Genomic DNA, 1199 nt, shown 5'->3' on the forward strand with positions numbered 1-1199 from the left:
CCGTACACCCGAGCGCCGGACTCGCCCCGCCCGACCCCGTACACCCGGGCGCCGGGTTCGCCGCCGGTCCGACGGGTGACGCGGTCCGGGTGCGGGTACGCCGGCCGACGACCAGGGCCGGTGCGCCCGGCAGGGCGGCCACGAAGCCCAGCACCCCGTACACCACCGCCACCGCCACCCCGGTGTCGGCGCCGAGCCCGGCGGCGCCGAACGCCCACGCGGTGACACCTTCGCGCGGCCCGAACCCGCCGACGTTGAGCGGCACTCCCATCGCGGCGAGGGCCAGCACGGCCGGCGGCAGCAGCACTGGCACCGGGGCCGGGCAGCCGGCCACCCGGGCGGCGACCACGAACATCGCCAGGTGCCCGGCCAGGACGACGACGCTGGACAGTGCGACGCCCGGCGCGTTGCGGCGGGAGAACAGCCCCGCGCGGGCCTCGCCGAGCAGGCGGCGCACGGCGCGGGTCCGGTGGGAGGGCACCGACCGGCTCCCCCGCAGGGCGAGCAGCACGGCGAGCGCCCCCGCGACGGCGACGGCGAGCGTGGTCGGCGGCGCCGCCTGCCGGGCCTGGTCCCGTACCGGCGAGGGCAGGGTGAGCAGGACGGCGGCGCCCGTGACGGCGAGGGCGATCTGCCCCGCGGCCCGCTCCAGGACCACCGCGCGCACCGCGCGGCCGACATCGCCGGCACCGCGCCCGTGCCGTACCGCGCGGTGCACGTCGCCCAGAACGCCGCCGGGCAGGGCCGCGTTCAGGAACAGCGCGCGGTAGTAGTCGGCGACGGCCGGGCCGAGCGGCAGCGGGATGCGCAGGGCGCGGGCCACCAGCCGCCAGCGCCAGGCGCTGGAGACCGTGGTGACCCCGCCGATCGCCAGCGCCAGGACCACCGTGGCCGGATCGATCCGCCGCAGCCCGTCCAGCAGGGGCCCGGTGCCCAGGCGCCACAGCAGGACGGCGAGGATCGCGGCGCCGACGACGGTACCGGCGTGGGCCCGCAGGGCCCCGGGGCGTACACGTCCGTGGGCCGTGGCGCCACGGGGCCGCCGCTGTTCCCGATCCCGTTCCCGTTGCTGTTCCTGTTTCCGGTGCTGTTCCCGTTTCCGTTCCCGTCCCCGTCCCCGCTTTCGGGCGGTTGCGGCCGTGGGGCGCCACCGGTGTCCCTGCGCTCCGCCCGGCCCCCGCGCCGGGACGCCCGCACGC

1 pseudogene is annotated in these 1199 nt (G+C 79.1%); it reads right to left on the bottom strand.

Annotation, left to right across the window (positions count from 1 at the left end):
• A pseudogene (locus GV126_RS35105) lies at positions 1-1151 on the bottom strand (lysylphosphatidylglycerol synthase transmembrane domain-containing protein); the annotation flags it as partial.
• Positions 1152-1199: the final 48 nt, after the last annotated feature.

Source organism: Streptomyces mexicanus (genome assembly GCF_902506575.1).
Lineage (GTDB): Bacteria > Actinomycetota > Actinomycetes > Streptomycetales > Streptomycetaceae > Streptomyces > Streptomyces mexicanus.